At 59.4% G+C, this 15,364-nt stretch carries 15 protein-coding genes; 7 read left to right on the top strand and 8 right to left on the bottom strand.

All coding sequences use genetic code 11. The annotated features are described in order from the left end of the window. The first annotated feature begins 64 nt into the window (after nucleotides 1–64). The 3 genes from SIC19_RS09080 to msrB all read left to right on the top strand — a co-directional run bounded on the left by SIC19_RS09080 (nucleotide 65) and on the right by msrB (nucleotide 3,600). Nucleotides 65–775, top strand: a complete 711-nt coding sequence (locus SIC19_RS09080; protein ID WP_036202148.1) for a response regulator transcription factor — start codon at nucleotides 65–67, stop codon at nucleotides 773–775. Nucleotides 776–778: 3 nt separating this feature from the next. Further along, nucleotides 779–2,260 (top strand): sensor histidine kinase, encoded by a 1,482-nt coding sequence (locus SIC19_RS09075; RefSeq protein WP_075195529.1) that lies wholly within the window; start codon nucleotides 779–781, stop codon nucleotides 2,258–2,260. Nucleotides 2,261–2,379: 119 nt separating this feature from the next. Next, complete coding sequence (msrB, locus tag SIC19_RS09070) at nucleotides 2,380–3,600, top strand: peptide-methionine (R)-S-oxide reductase MsrB (RefSeq protein WP_075195528.1); 1,221 nt, start codon at nucleotides 2,380–2,382, stop codon at nucleotides 3,598–3,600. Nucleotides 3,601–3,609: 9 nt separating this feature from the next. Here msrB and SIC19_RS09065 read toward each other — a convergent pair whose 3' ends face one another. Together SIC19_RS09065 and SIC19_RS09060 are read right to left on the bottom strand one after the other, a co-directional pair. Then, nucleotides 3,610–4,332, bottom strand: a complete 723-nt coding sequence (locus SIC19_RS09065; RefSeq protein WP_075195527.1) for a 3'-5' exonuclease — start codon at nucleotides 4,330–4,332, stop codon at nucleotides 3,610–3,612. Further along, a complete protein-coding gene (locus tag SIC19_RS09060) occupies nucleotides 4,325–6,199 on the bottom strand; it encodes a putative nucleotidyltransferase substrate binding domain-containing protein (RefSeq protein WP_036202158.1) in 1,875 nt (624 codons plus the stop codon). The genes SIC19_RS09065 and SIC19_RS09060 overlap by 8 nt, the downstream gene beginning before the upstream one ends. 131 nt (nucleotides 6,200–6,330) lie before the next feature. Here SIC19_RS09060 and cobU point away from each other — a divergent pair, with 131 nt between their 5' ends. Continuing rightward, nucleotides 6,331–6,846, top strand: coding sequence for a bifunctional adenosylcobinamide kinase/adenosylcobinamide-phosphate guanylyltransferase (cobU, locus tag SIC19_RS09055; protein WP_085682073.1), 516 nt, complete (start codon nucleotides 6,331–6,333; stop codon nucleotides 6,844–6,846). Here cobU and SIC19_RS09050 read toward each other — a convergent pair whose 3' ends face one another. Together SIC19_RS09050 and cobT are read right to left on the bottom strand one after the other, a co-directional pair. Further along, nucleotides 6,847–7,461 carry a histidine phosphatase family protein gene (locus SIC19_RS09050; RefSeq protein ID WP_126810828.1) on the bottom strand — a complete coding sequence of 205 codons (615 nt, stop codon included), beginning with the start codon at nucleotides 7,459–7,461 and terminating at the stop codon, nucleotides 6,847–6,849. 7 nt (nucleotides 7,462–7,468) lie between these two features. Next, a complete protein-coding gene (gene cobT, locus SIC19_RS09045; RefSeq protein WP_127402349.1) occupies nucleotides 7,469–8,527 on the bottom strand; it encodes a nicotinate-nucleotide--dimethylbenzimidazole phosphoribosyltransferase in 1,059 nt (352 codons plus the stop codon). Between the two features lie 152 nt (nucleotides 8,528–8,679). On the opposite strand from cobT, the gene cbiB reads away from it, so the two are divergent. Continuing rightward, nucleotides 8,680–9,621, top strand: a complete 942-nt coding sequence (gene cbiB / locus SIC19_RS09040) for an adenosylcobinamide-phosphate synthase CbiB (protein WP_126813049.1) — start codon at nucleotides 8,680–8,682, stop codon at nucleotides 9,619–9,621. A 5-nt stretch (nucleotides 9,622–9,626) separates the two neighbouring features. On the opposite strand, the gene SIC19_RS09035 is transcribed toward cbiB, so the two are convergent. The 4 genes from SIC19_RS09035 to cobS all read right to left on the bottom strand — a co-directional run bounded on the left by SIC19_RS09035 (nucleotide 9,627) and on the right by cobS (nucleotide 13,891). Continuing rightward, nucleotides 9,627–10,940 carry an MFS transporter gene (locus SIC19_RS09035; protein WP_126810826.1) on the bottom strand — a complete coding sequence of 438 codons (1,314 nt, stop codon included), beginning with the start codon at nucleotides 10,938–10,940 and terminating at the stop codon, nucleotides 9,627–9,629. Between the two features lie 84 nt (nucleotides 10,941–11,024). Next, complete coding sequence (locus SIC19_RS09030) at nucleotides 11,025–11,546, bottom strand: methylated-DNA--[protein]-cysteine S-methyltransferase (protein ID WP_126810825.1); 522 nt, start codon at nucleotides 11,544–11,546, stop codon at nucleotides 11,025–11,027. Continuing rightward, a complete protein-coding gene (locus SIC19_RS09025; RefSeq protein WP_127402348.1) occupies nucleotides 11,543–13,057 on the bottom strand; it encodes a DNA-3-methyladenine glycosylase 2 family protein in 1,515 nt (504 codons plus the stop codon). The genes SIC19_RS09030 and SIC19_RS09025 overlap by 4 nt, the downstream gene beginning before the upstream one ends. Before the next feature lie 63 nt (nucleotides 13,058–13,120). Next, nucleotides 13,121–13,891, bottom strand: a complete 771-nt coding sequence (gene cobS, locus SIC19_RS09020) for an adenosylcobinamide-GDP ribazoletransferase (protein ID WP_075195520.1) — start codon at nucleotides 13,889–13,891, stop codon at nucleotides 13,121–13,123. Nucleotides 13,892–14,302: 411 nt separating this feature from the next. On the opposite strand from cobS, the gene SIC19_RS09015 reads away from it, so the two are divergent. Together SIC19_RS09015 and SIC19_RS09010 are read left to right on the top strand one after the other, a co-directional pair. Next, the gene (locus tag SIC19_RS09015) at nucleotides 14,303–14,788 is read left to right on the top strand and encodes a hypothetical protein (protein WP_075195519.1); all 486 of its coding nucleotides are present in this window, start codon (nucleotides 14,303–14,305) and stop codon (nucleotides 14,786–14,788) included. Nucleotides 14,789–14,886: 98 nt separating this feature from the next. Continuing rightward, entirely contained in the window at nucleotides 14,887–15,141 is a 255-nt protein-coding gene (locus SIC19_RS09010; protein WP_127402347.1) for a hypothetical protein, read from the top strand. Nucleotides 15,142–15,364 lie beyond the last annotated feature (223 nt).

Raw genomic sequence — 15,364 nt, 5'->3', positions numbered from 1 at the left:
GAACTTTTGGCTCTACACTGGTATCAACTAACGGTAATTTGCGAGCTTCCAGAGCCAGTAACTTATGACACGAAACGTACTGATTGTTGAGGATAACCCGGGTATCGGGGAGCTGGTGCGAATGCACGTGGCGGACCTTGGCATGAATGCTGTTCTCTGTGACCGGGGCGATACCGGGCTGGAGCGTTTTCGCGAAGGGGACATCGACCTGGTGGTGCTTGATCTGATGTTGCCTGGAATGGACGGTCTCTCGGTGTGTCGGGAGATTCGCTCCGGCCCCGGGTATGTGCCGGTGCTGATGCTGACAGCGAAAAGCACGGAGCTGGATCGTGTACTGGGCTTGGAGATGGGGGCGGACGATTACCTCACCAAACCCTTCAGCGTGGCCGAGCTGTCGGCACGGGTGAAAGCCCTGTTCCGGCGGGTGGACGCCATGTCGAGTTCGTCAGGCGAAACGTCCGGGCCCGAAGAGTTGGGTGAATTGGACACTGAAGGTTTGCGTATCGATCCGGCCAGGCGCCGAGTGTTCGTATGGGAACAGGAGGTGGAACTGACGGCCCGCGAGTTCGACCTGCTCTGGCACTTTGCCAGCCACCCGGGACGAGTCTTCAGCCGGGTTCAGCTGCTGGACAAGGTCTGGGGATACAATCACGAAGGGTACGAGCATACCGTCAATACCCACATTAATCGTCTGCGCGGCAAGATTGAGCAAGACCCGGCGCGACCGGAGTTTATCGAAACCGTCTGGGGGGTGGGCTATCGCTTCCGGGACTGAACCATGCTGAAGACACTCTACACCCGGCTGACGTTAGGTCTTTTCCTGCTCCTGTTGGCCGTTGGTCTGCTGTACACCTTTTTCAGCTTGTATTCCCTGCGGGAGTACAACGCGTCTGTTAATCAGGAGCTGCACCGGGATCTGGCGAAAGACCTGGTGGCAGACAGGAATCTGGTCAGTGAAGGGGAACTCGACCGCGGCGCCCTGAAAGAACTCTTTGCGCTGTACATGACCATCAATCCCAGCATTGAAATCTATCTGCTGGATTTGGACGGCACCATTCTCTCTTACTCCGCTGATCCGGCGAAGATCAAACGCAAGCAGGTCTCGCTCGAACCCATCCGCCGCCTGATGAACGATATGGACAGCTACCCGGTACTGGGCGACGACCCCCGCAGCCATGACCGGCAGAAAGTCTTTTCCGTAACGCCGGTGCCGTCGGCTGAAAACCCTGAAGGGTATCTCTATGTGGTGCTGCGCGGCGAGGAATACGATGCTGCGGAAACCATGGCCCGGGGTGGCCAGTTGGTGGAGTTGAGCGCCTGGGCTCTGATTATCAGTCTGGCGGTGGTGATGATAGCGGGGCTGGCGGTCTTCCGGCTGCTGACACGCCGGCTGACCTTGCTGACCCGGCTGGTGGAAGATTTCGAGCACAGTGACATGAGTCGACAGGCCCTACAGAGCACCTGGCGGGGCCGGCGGCCAGTGGTGCGCGACGAAATTGACTACCTGGGTGCCACCTTTGATGACATGGCTAGCCGAATTGCGTCCCAGATCGAACTGCTGACGGAAAAAGACGCCCAGCGCCGGCAACTGGTGGCCCAGGTGTCCCATGACCTGCGTACGCCGCTGGCCTCGATGCAGGGCTATATCGAAAGCCTCAAGCTCAGGCGTGACCGGCTGACAGCGGAAGAGCAAGATCGCTTTCTCGACATTGCCCTCAAGGAGGGCCGACGCCTGAGCCGCCTGGTGGACGAGCTGTTTGAGCTTGCTGCTCTCGAGGCCCGGGAAAAGCAGCCCGTGCCGGAACCCTTTCCGCTGGCGGAGTTGGTGCACGATGTAGTCCAGAAACATGGACAGGAAGCCAGCACCCGGCAGTTGGAACTTGTGGTGGATGGCGATCCGGACCTCCCCCTGGCGTACGCGGACCTGGCCATGACCGAGCGGGTACTGGACAACCTGATCGGCAATGCCATTGCCTACAGTCCCTCAGAGAGCCGCATTGAAGTGGTGTTCGGGCAGGCGGATGGGCTGCCGCAGGTCTGTGTGCACGACAGTGGCCCCGGTATTCCGGAGGAGGACCTGCCCCACATTTTCGATCCTTTCTACCGGGGCGAATCGTCCGGCGGTTCCGGCCACGCCGGCCTGGGGCTGGCTATCGCCCGTAGGATCATGAGTCTTCAGGGCGGTGATATCTGCGTTGAGAACCTGAGCTCCGGCGGGGCATCCTTCTGCATACGCTTACCGGTAGGGCCACCCGAATAGGGCTGCCTGCATCCATAATGATCTCTCCGGCGTTATACAAACGTAATAAACTGGAGAAAGTGATGTGATGAATCCCGTGCAAACTGGTCTCAGTATTCAAAAGGCAAGAGGTTAAGGTTATGAAACGGTATCTGTTACTGACGTCTATTGCGGCAGCGTTCGCATTGACCGGTTTCCAGGTTGGCGCCTCCAAAGGGACGGAATCACAATACGCCCCGGATGACCCAGGCCTGGCGGTTGCTACGTTCGCTGGTGGCTGTTTCTGGTGCGTGGAAGCGGCGTATGAAGAGAAAGTACCCGGCGTTGTTGAGGCGGTGTCTGGTTATAGTGGCGGCGATGAGAAGAACCCGAACTATAAACAGGTAGCTGGTGGCCGCACAGGCCATACCGAGGCGGTCCAGGTGTACTACGACCCTGACACGATCACCTATGAAGGCCTGCTCCAGGCTCTGTGGCGTACGGCCAACCCGACCGACGTGAAAGGCCAGTATGTGGACCGGGGCAAACAGTACCGGCCGGCGATTTTCTATCACAACGACGCCCAGAAGCGCGCCGCCGAAGCCTCGATAAAGGCACTGGAAGAATCCGGCCGTTACGATCATCCGGTCAAGATTGAAGTGGTGCCTTTCGAAGCGTTCTACGACGCCGAGGAATACCATCAGGATTACTACAAGAAGAACCCGGTGCGCTACCAGTTCTACACCTTCAACTCCGGCCGCTACCAGTTTATCGAGAAAGTCTGGGGCGAGGACGAGAAAGTGGACTATGCGCAGTATCGCCCCGAGAACAACGGTGGTTCCGCACAGGCCACTGTTAACAAAGCATCTGAGGGCAATACCGGCATGAACCTCAGCCGGGTTGAGGCATTCAATCCGGACACGTTCACCAAGCCTGACGACAAAACACTCAAGGCACGGTTGACCGAGACGCAGTACGAAATCACCCAGGAGGATGGCACCGAGCCTGCCTATCGTAATGAGTATTACGATGAAAAACGGGCCGGTATCTACGTGGACATTGTGTCCGGCGAGCCGCTGTTCTCTTCCCGTGACAAGTATAAGTCCAACACTGGCTGGCCCAGCTTTACCAAGCCGATCAGCCCGGACATGGTGGTGGAGAAAGAGGACAACAGCTTCTTCATGACCCGTACGGAGATCCGTAGCCGCTATGCGGATTCCCACCTCGGGCACGTGTTCAACGACGGCCCGGCGCCAACGGGGTTGCGCTACTGCATGAACTCGGCCGCGCTTCGGTTCATCCCGTTGGAGAACATGGAGAAGGAAGGGTATGGCGCGCTGATCAGTGAAGTGAAAGAAGCCAGCCGTACCGCTTCCAACTAAAACAACCCGTTACAGCCAGAGATCCCCGATGGGGGTCTCTGGCGAAAAGTGATGCTGGACCTGCGCCATCAGCAACTCGGCGCTGGCCAGCGCATCCACCAAGGCATTGTGCGGTGGGTAGTGTGGCAGCCCATACCGCCGCCGGCTGTCTGCCAGCCGAATTGAGATCGGCTGCTGACCCTTCAACTTCTGCCACCAGGAGCGTTTCCGGTTCGGATGCAGGTAAGCCTCAATGGCCATGGTATCCATCACCGGAAAGCGTATGTCCTCCCCGATTCGCCACTTCAGTGCCATGTTCAGGAACGGACGTTCGATATTGCGGTAGTGCACCACCGGTACGCGCCCGGCCATGCTTTCCAGAAATTCGTCCAGTACGTCGGCCAGATCAGGGGCCTTGTCGATATCGGCATGGGTTATGCCATGTATCGTGATAGAGGTCTGGTGTAACGGCAGTTGCGGTTTCACCAGCCAGTGCCGCGAACCACCCAGTTGCACACGGTCAAGGGTAAAGGGCACCACACCGATACTGACGATGGAGTGACTGTCAGGGTCCAGGCCGGTGGTTTCGAAATCCACGGCTACAAACGGGACGTCGCTCAGAGGCGTTTCCGGCGCCACACAACCTGCCCCGTAGAACGTCTTCAGTCGCGGGTCTTTCGTTTGTGTTGCCAGTTCCCGGTACTGTTCGGGCCAGGACAAAGTGTCGATCTGTGCTGTCTTACCATCAGACATTCCGGGTAGCCTGGGGGTTGTAGCGGAATTTGAGGAACTTTTGTGCCTGGCCGACCACCTGAAAAGCGTCTTTCAGGTGACTGCGTTCGAATGGCGAAAGGTCTTCCGGCCGCACATTGTTGTCTGGCTCTCTTCCTGCTTCGATGGAGAGGGCCTGATGTCGAATACGTACTATGGCAATAAACTCGAAGGCATCCCGAAGGTTATCAACGCCATCTTCCGGGATCAGTTTGGTTTGCCCAATGGCCTTGAGCCGGTTGAAGGTATTCTGTGCCCGTGAGCCACAGGCCAGGGCATGCACCCGGATCAGATCCGACACCGGTGCCGTGCCGCGACGCTTCAGGTTGAAGGTCTTGGCCTGCTTGCCGCTTTCCTCCATCACAAAGGTACGGAAAAAGCCCAGCGGTGGCGTGCGGTTGAGGGCGTTGCGGGCCAGCATGGCCAGGAAGCGCTGGCTATTGCTCGCTTTATCCGCAATGAAGGTTTTCAACTCTTCGGTATATTCGGTGCGGCCATGGATGCCGTCCAGGTCGAAGAAGATATTGCTATTGAGCAGCGCCTCCGCCTTGGGATTTTCGATCCAGTCGGCGAAGTATTCCTTCCACACCCGCAGCGGTTGTCGCCACTTCTGGTTGGTGGCCATGATATCGCCGGTGCAGTAACTGTAGCCGCACTCTGCCAGGCCATCACTGACGAACTTCGCCAGGGCGAGGAAATACTCATCGTGCTGGGCCGGATCGAAGCTGTCGTCCAGCACCATGGCGTTGTCCTGGTCGGTGACAACGAGTTGTTCGTCCCGGGCCATGGAGCCGAGTGCCATAAAACAATAAGGCACGGGTGGTGGCCCCAGCTTTTCCTCTCCCAGCTCAAGCAGTCGTTGGCTGAAGGTGCGCCCGATGCCAGCCATGGCACTGCCGATCATATGGGAGTTCGCATCTTCACGGACCATGCGCACAAAGGTGTTGGGCACGTCCTTGCTCAGGCGCTTCAGGCCCTTCACATCCTGCTGATGATAGATGTTACTGACCAGATACAGGCTGCTCTGGGATTCGTGTTTGACGATGTCCGACAGTGCAATCACACCCCGCACCTTGTCACCCTCCATTACCGGCAGGTGGTGCACGTTGTTGTGCAGCATGGTCAGCATGGCCTCGAAAATGAAGGCGTCGGAACGGGTGGTGATCAGCTCTTCCGTCATGATGTCGCTGATGGGTGTTTCCGACGGCAGTGCCTCGCAGAGGGCGCGGGTGCGCAGGTCACGGTCGGTAATGATGCCTGAAAGCCGGGGCTGTTTGCCGCTCTCGTCCATCAGCAAGAGGGCCGACACTCCCCGGTCCGTCATGATTCGGGCGGCCTCCTGAAGGCGCACGGTGTTGGGCGCCATCACGGGCTCGCGGGAAATCAGCCGGGTCACCCGTGCTGTCATCGGTTGATTCGATTTCTCCCGCCGTGAAAGTGCCGACCGAAGACGTGAATGGTCTTCAATTTCGACAAAATCGGTGAAATTCTCGTCGTTTTCCCACAAATATTGAAATATTTCGTCGGGAATCAGGTAGATCAGGGAGTCTTCAATAGCCTTGGCCGGAAACCGCACGGTTTTGTTCATCAGCAGACCAAACTGACCGAAAATCTCACCTTCGGTAATGCGGTTGTATAGCTCGCCAGAGCGGCGATAAATCTCGACGGCGCCGCTGCGCACATAGTGCAGGTAGGTGTTTCGTTCGCCCAGCGTGAGAATGTCTGTGCCAGCGCGGAAATAGGCGACTTCGATGCTGGAGACAATACGATCCAGGACATTCTCCGGCATTTCATCAAACGGGGCGTGCTGGGCCAGGTGGTTGCGTATCTCGATCAGCTCTGCCTGCATTGTTCGCTTCCTTTTCGCACCGGTTACGCCTCTGGAATTTATCACGCAATATAGCAGTGGCGCTGTTTTACGGCCATGATGTTGGGCAAGATAGCGTTGGTTTACACACGAGAGGTTGGGTTTTGTCTGCTATTCATACACTGGTCCTTGGGGGCATTCGATCCGGCAAAACCGCGCTGGCGGAGCGTATTGCCTGTGACGCCGGTTCACCGGTGGTCTATGTTGCAACGGCGACCGCCGACGATGAAGAAATGACCCGGCGGGTGGCCCGCCACCGGCAGAATCGGCCGCCGGAATGGGGGTTGGCAGAAGAGCCCTTGAAGCTGGCCTCCCTGCTGGATGGTTACGCCAGGGAACCACAACCACCCTTGTTGCTGGTGGATTGCATGAGCCTGTGGGTGAGCAACCTGCTGTTTGCAGGCGATGAAGTGTTTGCCCGTGAGCGTACCGCCTTCCTGCGGGCACTGGAGAACTACCCGGGCCCAATCGTGATTGTCAGTAATGAAGTGGGCCTGGGTACCATCGGCATGGACCCGCTCACCCGCCGTTTCTGCGATGAACTGGGGTGGCTCAACCAGGATCTTGCCGCCCGTTGTGAGCGGGTGCTGATGAGCGTGGCGGGGCTGTCGCAAACGTTGAAAGGCTGATTATGCGCCGTGCGTTTGCAGGCAACTGAGCAGGCCATGCTCCGAGATGTCCACGCGGATACGGCTGCGGCAGGCGTAGGGTACCGTTAACGCTGAAAAAGAGCGTTCAGTGGGGATACCCATCACCTCCGCCAGGAGCATGCGAATCACGCCGCCATGGCACACCACGAGTACCCGCTTGCCTGCCGCTTGGGTTTGCCAATCCTGCCAGGCGCTGCTGACCCTTTGCCGGAACTCGGTGATAGCCTCACCACCGGGCGGAGGATAACGAACCGGGTCGCTCCAGAAGCGGGTCAGCGCCTCGGGCGTATCCGCCATGATGTTCTCGGAGGTTCTGCCCTCCCAGTCACCGAACGCAATCTCCCTCAGCCGTGGCTCCTGGTGCAACGGAATCTGACGTTGCTCCGCCAACTGTTCCGCGAAGAGGCGGCAGCGCAGCAGTGGGGAGGTGATGATCACATCCCACTGGTCATCGTCCCTGATAGCCGCGTTCATCTGCTGCCAGCCGGTGTCGCTCAGTGGATCATCCTTGCTGCCCCGGAACATGGGCCCGCCGGCAGGTTCACCATGACGGATCAGGTCGAAAAACGCAGTGGTGTTCTGGTTATTGGTCATCCCCGCTTCAGTCCTCGTCCTTGTCGGTCACGCCGGCGTCAGCGAAGCTGGCCATCTGGTTGTGCAGGGCACAGGCACTGCGAAGCAGCGGAACCGCCACCGCAGCGCCGCTGCCTTCACCCAGGCGCATACCCAGATCCAGCAACGGCCTGGCATTCATGGCGTCGAGCACCGCCTGGTGCCCCGGTTCCGCCGAACGATGGGCGAACACAAGCCAGTGCCGCAGTTGTGGTTGTTGGCGAACAGCTACTAAGGCGGCAACGGAAACAATGAATCCGTCCACCAGTACGGGAATGCCGCGCGCCGCGCTACCCAGAATGGCGCCTGCCAGCGCAGCAATCTCGAACCCGCCGAGGGAGGCCAGCACCGCCAGGGGATCGCGGTTGTTGCCATGCCTGGCCAACGCCTGGGCGATGACCTCACACTTTCGAGACACGCCGGCTGCGTCCAGCCCCGTGCCCGGCCCGGCCAGGTTTTCCGGGCTTTGTTCCAGCAACGCGCAGGCCACGGCGGTGGCACTGGTGGTATTGCCGATGCCCATATCGCCGCCCACAAACAGTCGGCACCCGTCATCCGCGGCGCGGGCGGCGGCCCTGTCACCACTGGCCAGCGCCTGTTCAAACTGGCCCGGCGTCATCGCGTCGGTTGTGGCCAGATTGGCGGTGCCCGCTGCGATCTGCTCATCACGTACATCGGTCAACGGCGGAACGTCGCCGACGGTTCCGAGATTTACCACTTCCAGCGAGGCTCCCAGTTCCCGAGCCAACACGCTGATAGCCGCACCCCCGCTGGCAAAGTTCGCAATCATCTGGGCGGTGACTTCCTGGGGGTACGCGGATACGCCCTCCGCACAGACGCCGTGATCCGCCGCGAAAACAGCGATGCGGACAGGGTCGACCTGCGGATGTTGCGTGCGCTGAAGGCCCGCCAGTGTAATCGCTACGTCTTCCAGCTGCCCCAGAGACCCCCGGGGCTTGGTAAGCACGTGTTGGCGTTGCCGTGCCCGCTCAGAAAAATGGGTGTCGGAGGGTGGCAACGGCTGTGTCCAGCAGGAAGGCAGCGGCATGGTTGGATCCTGAGGTGGCAAAGTGTCGGGAGCCGAAGATGGTCTACCCGGCCTGAAAAAGTGTCAAGGATAGCAGCCACTCGGTTAGACTTCCTTTCGATCACGACAACCCACCGCCCGCTCGAAGAGACATTGCTGATTTGAACGCCTTCATTCTTGCCGTGACAGCTTGTTGTATCGCCGTCGTATTGGACCGCTGGCTGGGTGAGCCGCGACGGTGGCACCCGCTCGTTGGCTTTGGGCATGTCGCCGCCTTCCTCGAACAGAGAATGAATCGTCTACCTGAGCGAATGGCGGGATCGATGGTTCTCGGGTTCCTGGCCCTGTTCATCGCTGTGATACCCGTACTGGCGGCAGCCGAGTGGTTGCGCTGGTGGTTGGGGAACTGGGAATACTTGCTGGTTCAGGCTGTGGTGCTGTATTTCGCCCTGTCCATTCGTGGCCTGACGGAGCACGGCCGGGCAGTGTCTGACGCGTTGCATGGGGGCGACCTTGAGAATGCCCGGGCACAGGTCGGTCGTATCGTCAGTCGTGATGCAGCGGCGCTTGATGACAGTGGCGTAGCAACAGCCGCGACCGAGTCCATGTTGGAAAACGGCGCCGATGCCGTGTTCGCCAGCCTGTTCTGGTTTCTCGTAGCCGGCGTTCCGGGCGTATTGCTTCACCGGCTGGTGAACACCCTGGACGCTATGTGGGGGTATCGAACTGATCGCTACCAGTATTTTGGCCGCGCTGCGGCGAGGCTGGACGACGTATTGAACTGGGTACCCGCTCGCCTCACGGCGCTGACCTACAGCCTGCTTGGCGATGTCCGTGGCGGCTTTCGTTGCTGGCGGGCACAGGCGCCGGCCTGGGACAGCCCGAACGCCGGCCCGGTCATGGCGGCAGGGGCCGGGGCTTTGAGAGTTGTACTCGGTGGCCCTGCGCCCTACGCCTCAGGCATCAAGCAACGGCCCATGCTCGGTGAAGGTGAACCGGCATCGGCCGAGACCATTGATGCGGCGATCCAACTTGTACATCGCGGCGTGTGGTTGTGGCTCGGGCTGTTGGCCGCGGTCGCCATTATCGGATGGATAACCAGCGCCGCGCCTTGAAGGTGTCAGCCTGCCGCTTCAGATTCCCGTGTTTCGCTGGCCGGTATGGTCAACATCAGCAGGAAGCCAATCACCAGGAACACCAGAATGGTGCTCATGCCCCAGCGCTGGCTGTCAGTAACGGCCGTGACCCATCCCACCAACAGCGGGCCAGCAAACGCGGTGGCTTTGCCAGAGAACGCGAACAGGCCGAACATCTGCGTTTGCAGGTGCGGCGGCGCAATGCGGGCCAGGTGAGAGCGGCTGGCGGACTGCAATGGCCCCACGAAGATGCCCAGGATCATGCCCCATACCCAGAACGCGGTGGCGCCGTCCACTACCAGAATGGCGAGGGCACTGCAGCCCAATCCCACCAGTGACAGCAGGATGGTGTTGCGCCCGCCGAGGGCGTCATCCACCCAGGCGAAGCCCAGTGCGCCCAGGCCGGCGGTGACGTTCAGGGCGATGGCGAATTGCAGTACTTCCGTAGAGCCCATATTGAACGTACCCGCCGCGTACACCCCGCCGAAGGTAAAGATAGTGGCCAGGCCATCGGTGTAGAGCATGCGGGCGATCAGGAAGCGCACGATGTCCTTGTACTGGCGAACCTGGGCGATGGACTCCTTCAGTTGCCGGAACCCGGCGCGGGTGGCGGCGGCAATTCCCAGGCCGGTGGATGGGCGGTCGGGAACAAAGATAAAGGCCGGCAGGGCAAATACCAGATACCACACCGCTACCAGCACAAACGTGGCACGCACGTGCTCGGCGCTGTCCCGATTGAGGTCGAACAGGTTGGCATCGGCTTCGATAAAGCCATACAGCGCCACGATAAGGCTCAGCACGCCGCCGGTGTAACCCAGCCCCCAGGCCCAGCCTGACCAGCGCCCGGTTCGCGCCGGGCTTGCGAGATCCGGCAGCATGGAGTTGTAGAAAATGAACGCAAACTCGGCGCCGAGTGTACCCAGGCCGACCCACAGTGCTGCGTTCCAGAACTGATTCTGCTCCGGCTTGACCGTCCACAACATGGCGCAGGAGACCACGCAAAGCAGGGTGAAGCTGATAAACCAGGGTTTACGACGGCCGGACTGGTCTGCAATGGCCCCCAATATCGGTGCCAGGATTGCGATGAACACACCGGCAATGCCAACGATGTTGCCCCAGGCTTCCGTGCCTTTTACCTCGTCCTGCACCACTGACACGCTGAAGTACTGAGCGAAGACAAAGGTCAGAATGATGGTGAAAAAGGCGCTGTTGGCCCAGTCGTAGAGCGCCCAGGACCAGAGCGCGCGTTTGTCTTCCGGCTTGCCCTGTGTGGGGGCGACAGGCGATTGCGATGACATGTGGGGCTGGGCTCCTGATCCTTACACGATAAATCCGTGCGGTGATTGTCGCCATTATCGCCACAAATGCACAGCCCCGTGGGGTTAAACCCTCTTCAGGTTCCGTGATTCGTGGTCCAGCAACCACGCCTTGCGTTCCAGGCCGCCGGCGTAGCCCGTCAACGTACCATTGGCTCCGATCACCCGGTGGCAGGGGATCAGAATGGCAATGGGGTTGAGGGCATTGGCACGAGCCACGGCACGCACCGCCTTCGGGTTGCCCAGGGTGTTTGCCAGCGCGCTGTACGAGCGGTGCTCACCCGCTGGAATCCCGGTCAGCCCCTGCCAGACCTGCTGTTGGAACTCAGTGCCGGTCAAGCGGATGTCCTTCCACGGCAGGGGCTTGATCACCCCTGAGAAGTAGGCGTCCAGCCACTCGATAATGGTCCCGGGGGCGCTGTTCGGTTGCTCGCGCCACTCCGGCTGCCGGAACCGGCGGTTTTGCAGCATATGCATGCGCTCTTCGTTGTCGTCGAAGTCCAGGTGCACCAGTTGGTCATCCACCGTGGCCAGGCTCAGGGGGCCAACGGGACTGGGGAAGCGGCTGACATGAATTTGAGTTGTCATGATGGTGTCTCCTGCCGGGGTGGATGGGTGTTCAGTGATGTCCACAGGTACTGCGCTGCGTAAGCCCGCCATGGCCGCCAGCGTTCGGCGTGGCGCGTCAGGGCTTTGGCGTCCCGCGGGCCGCCCAGATGGGCCGAGGCCTTGAGTATGCCCAGATCGCTGGCGGGAAACGCGTCTGGATCCCCCAGGCCGCGCAGGGCCAGGTAGTGGAGTGTCCAGGGGCCGATGCCCCGCATGGGTGCCAATTGCGCCAGTAGGGTGTTGCCATCCTGCTCGGCAAAACCGGGTTCGGCAAACCGGGCGGTGATTCGTGCCAGGGTGTCTGCACGGCTGCCGGGCATACCCAGTTTGTTCAACGGCTGGCCGACGAGTGCTGCCGGTTCCGGGAATCTATGGGTAATACCCGTGCCCCCGGCAAGATCGTCGGGAAGGGGCCGCCCATAACGAGCCACCAGCCGCCCGGCCAGGGTTCGCGCCGCGGAGAGGGACACCTGCTGCCCCAGAATGGCCCGAACCGCAAACTCGAACCGGTCCCAACTGCCCGGAACGCGCAGGCCGGGATGCCGTGCGACCAGTGGTTCCAATAGCGGGTCCTGCGCCAGGTGTTCGCTGATGCCGGGCAGGTCCGCATCCAGATCAAGCAAACGGCGTATCCGCGCACTCACCTCCAGAATGGTCTGCCGCGCCGGCCCACGAAGGATAACCTGCACCCCCGGGGGATTGTCGCTTGGGCGGCAGATGACCAGCCCCGGTTGCCCAGCAATGCAGAGCGATCGCGCGTAGTGGTGCGCGCCAACCGCTTCCAGGCCCGGAATGGCCCGTGCCCGAAAGAAGGTCAGTAACTGCTCACTGTCGAACGGTGGCCGGGCCCGCAGGAACAGAACCAGGTCGTCGTGTGCCGGCAGAAAAAGATCGTCTGCACCGTTCTGTGTGGCTTTGAGTGGTGGCTTGAGACCTCTGCGGAATGCCGTCGGTGCATTGCCGTAGGCTTCTTTCAGGGTGTGGTTGAAGCGTCTCAAGCTGCTGAAACCGGCAATCTCCGCGATCTCCGTCATGCTGAGGTTGCTGTCGACAATCAACTGCCGGGCCCGCAGTAAGCGCCGGGCCTGGGCGTGTTGTTGTGGGGTGGCTCCGGTGTGGCGTTTGTAGAGCTGGCGCAGGTAGCGGTCGGTAATGCCCAGCCGCTCGGCCAGCTCCGCCACGGAGCCGTTATCCAGAGCACCTTCGTCCACCAGCCGCACTGCCCGGGCCACGGTGGTGTGAACCCCGGCAGCAGCCGGGCTACCAGGTGCCGCTTCTGGCCGGCACCGCAGACAGGGTCGAAAGCCGTTGGCCATGGCCGTTTCTGCAGACGGGTAAAAACGCACGTTCCCCCGCTTGGGCGTCACCGCCGGGCATATAGGGCGGCAGAAAATCCCGGTGGTCAACACAGCGGTGTAGAAGCGACCGTCGAATCGGGCGTCACGGGTTTTCAGTGCCTGGTAGCAAAGGTCATCGTTTAATGTGTCCATGATGGAAAGTGTACCAGCGAAACCCGGAAAAACTCGCCGGATTCGGAACTGACCGTTGAACCTTTACATCGCAAGCCCAAGCAGCAGGACCAGTTCCGCAAACACCACGCTGGCCCCGAGGGTATCGCCGGTATAGCCACCCAGTTGCCGGCGCAGGTACCCGCCCCAGACAATAGCCGTACCCAGCGTAGCGATAACGAGCCACAGCAGAGCTTTGGTCTCAAACGGGATAAGGGCCAGAGAGACAATCGCGGTGAACACGGTGGCAATCGCCAGCCGTGAACGCGAGAAATCTTCGGCCACCGGTTTGCTCTTGCTCTTGTCCGGGTCGGTCACATACGGCAGGAAGCCCATGATCATCAGTGGCGCGAGACGCGACACCATCGGGGCCAGGATCAGCGCCAGCCACACCGGTTGAGCTTCATCCAGCAGCGCAAGTTTCAGCACCAACGCAACCACCAGCGCCACCGTACCGTAGGTGCCGATGCGGCTGTCCTTCATGATCCGCAACCTGGCTTCCAGGGTATACCCGCCGCCCAACGCATCGACACTGTCGGCCAATCCATCCTCGTGGAACGCGCCGGTAATCCACAGGTGAAAACCCAGAATAAGAATTAGACTGACCAGCGGGCTCCAAAGCTGCACCAAAGCCATGTACAGCCCCGCATAAATGACGCCGAGCACCAGCCCAACCAGAGGGAAATAGACACTGCACTGATTCATCAGGCGGGGGGAATAGTCGATACGCACCAGCATGGGAATGCGTGTCAGGAACCCGATGGCCAGCCAGAAGGCTTGCCATTCCCTGGAAACGAGAGGTTTCAGTTGGCTCAATGCGCTGTCCTGCCTTTGGAGATGGTGTGAGTCTGCGGCCAGTTTAGCATTATCGTTGCGTGAGCCTGTTCCACACCGGAAATTCGTCGTTACCCGTGGCCCCTGATTGGCGAACGGGCTTGGTCTAAAACCGACCTCGCAGCCTGGAGTTATACGAACCGGTTCGCAAAACTCCAGGCAAGGGGCGGCAAATCGTTATAAGTATCTGATACTGTTGAAGCTGGTTTAGAGCATTGTGGAGTTATACGCCCTTATTCGCGGGTGCGTTAGAGACCAAGGAGGGCGTATAACTCCGGCGGTAGCCGTGGTGTTTCCTGTTTAGATGTTGATTCTAAAGAAATTTATTGGATTGGAAGGGGCGGCCGGAATTGGAGTTATACGAACGGGTTCGCATAATACGCTGTTAACCATATGATCGCGTACTTTTTCCCATTTATTGCAGTTGTTGTTCTGACCGTTCTAGCAAGTCTGTCGGTGGAAGTTGCGCGTCAGCGCGACGAATTACTTCCACTCCTCAATTTTGAGCCGTTCGTATATGTGCTTTTTTTGGGGGCTGGCGTTTCGCTGATTGTTTCTCACCGGTCCCGTGTCCCAGAAATTTTGGGAACCGCTCTCGTAGTTCCATTTTCTGGGGCGCTTACTGGGTGGGGCGCAGGTCTCACCATTGTGGAGCTGCTGTCAGGGCACTGGCAAAACGTTCCGGTCGGCATTGCACTGTCGGTTCTGATGGCTGCCATCACGCTAGCGCCTGTGTTAGTTGTTGGTCACGCTGCAAGTTTCACAGCCGACGTACGGGGCCGCTTATTCAGAAAGCCACTGCATGTGTGGCTGACTCATTTTATGGCCATCTCACTGATTGTTGGCGGTCTATTCGGTCTATGGAGTGTGTATGGTTAACCAGTCGGTCAACCGGACGCCAAAAGCGTACCGCTTTTGCTCCCCTTCGCTGGCGCTTCGGCGCCGGTTACCTCAGCGTTATGTGTAAGGACGAGGCTATGTCAGAACTGATTGATGAACTTCGGCAACACGCGCTTATGTGCGCCAACGATATACAAAACTCTGATCCTGACAGCGATGCTTCTCGTGTCGCATATGCCAGGGTTAAGACATTTGAGGGCATCAATTGCCCTAAATGTTGGGTATGCGAGCAACGCACTATCGAACTGGTGATTCAGGCTCACAGCACCAATACGGACTTTTACCAGTGCGGAAAATGTGGGTTTAGTGGTGTGTTTCCAAGAGTCGGTTAGTCTTAATCACATAACAAGTGACTGTGGTGTCAATTCCATAAATTAAGTCATTTGTTGGCGCCAAGGCTCCTGGTTTTTGATCATTGTATTCAACACCACAATCATCTTCCTCATGCAGGCAACGATGGCGACTTTTGGGATCTTTCCCTGGTCCTTCAGGTGTTCATAGAAGCGTTTGAACATCGGGTTGCATTGGATAGATGAGAGTGGACTTCCCCCGGTG

The sequence above is a fragment of the Marinobacter sp. MIT930201 genome (assembly GCF_047122665.1).
GTDB classification, from domain to species: Bacteria; Pseudomonadota; Gammaproteobacteria; order Pseudomonadales; family Oleiphilaceae; genus Marinobacter; species Marinobacter salarius.
This window is presented reverse-complemented; position numbering and strand designations above follow the sequence as displayed.

Coding starts and splice junctions, on each gene's coding strand:
- SIC19_RS09060 (WP_036202158.1), bottom strand. CDS start 6,199: ATGCAGGCAGAGCTGATCGAGATACGCAACCACCTGGCCCAGCACGCC.
- SIC19_RS09030 (WP_126810825.1), bottom strand. CDS start 11,546: ATGACAACTCAAATTCATGTCAGCCGCTTCCCCAGTCCCGTTGGCCCC.
- SIC19_RS09065 (WP_075195527.1), bottom strand. CDS start 4,332: ATGTCTGATGGTAAGACAGCACAGATCGACACTTTGTCCTGGCCCGAA.
- SIC19_RS09015 (WP_075195519.1), top strand. CDS start 14,303: ATGATCGCGTACTTTTTCCCATTTATTGCAGTTGTTGTTCTGACCGTT.
- SIC19_RS09050 (WP_126810828.1), bottom strand. CDS start 7,461: ATGACCAATAACCAGAACACCACTGCGTTTTTCGACCTGATCCGTCAT.
- SIC19_RS09025 (WP_127402348.1), bottom strand. CDS start 13,057: ATGGACACATTAAACGATGACCTTTGCTACCAGGCACTGAAAACCCGT.
- SIC19_RS09075 (WP_075195529.1), top strand. CDS start 779: ATGCTGAAGACACTCTACACCCGGCTGACGTTAGGTCTTTTCCTGCTC.
- SIC19_RS09035 (WP_126810826.1), bottom strand. CDS start 10,940: ATGTCATCGCAATCGCCTGTCGCCCCCACACAGGGCAAGCCGGAAGAC.
- SIC19_RS09080 (WP_036202148.1), top strand. CDS start 65: ATGACACGAAACGTACTGATTGTTGAGGATAACCCGGGTATCGGGGAG.
- cobT (WP_127402349.1), bottom strand. CDS start 8,527: ATGCCGCTGCCTTCCTGCTGGACACAGCCGTTGCCACCCTCCGACACC.
- msrB (WP_075195528.1), top strand. CDS start 2,380: ATGAAACGGTATCTGTTACTGACGTCTATTGCGGCAGCGTTCGCATTG.
- SIC19_RS09010 (WP_127402347.1), top strand. CDS start 14,887: ATGTCAGAACTGATTGATGAACTTCGGCAACACGCGCTTATGTGCGCC.